The sequence below is a fragment of the Pseudoalteromonas sp. GABNS16E genome (assembly GCF_028598715.1).
Classification (GTDB): Bacteria; Pseudomonadota; Gammaproteobacteria; order Enterobacterales; family Alteromonadaceae; genus Pseudoalteromonas; species Pseudoalteromonas atlantica.
The window spans coordinates 1-344 of record NZ_JAQREZ010000178.1; the positions used below are offsets into that span (position 1 = coordinate 1).

At 39.2% G+C, this 344-nt stretch carries 1 protein-coding gene; it reads right to left on the reverse strand.

What is annotated here, in order from left to right; genetic code table 11:
- Positions 1–112: 112 nt before the first annotated feature.
- The coding region (locus PSI06_RS21190; RefSeq protein ID WP_273604839.1) for a transposase at positions 113–344 on the reverse strand (232 nt) is incomplete at its 5' end.

Consider the following 344-nt stretch of genomic DNA (forward strand, 5'->3'; position numbering starts at 1 on the left):
AAAACTAATTTTTAATAAATTGTCTTGGGTATGTTCTTAGTTTGAAACCATTTAAGATGGTTGCGATCGATTTTTTCTCAGTATCGCAATTTTCTCCGCGCGAGCGAAACTGCTATGGCAACGCTACTCTAATTGCTTTACTTAGGCCGTTAACTCCCATAATTGTTATCATTCTTCTGAAGTTGTAAGCTAGGACATGAAGACTTATTTCTGTCCCCACGCTTTTTAAACCTCGTGTTAGTAAGTGGGTAGCTCCCATCCAGAGTTTAATTGTGCCAAAGGGGTGCTCAACAGTTTGCTTGCGATGAAGCATCAATTCAGGTTCATTCTTTAGCTTTTGAAGC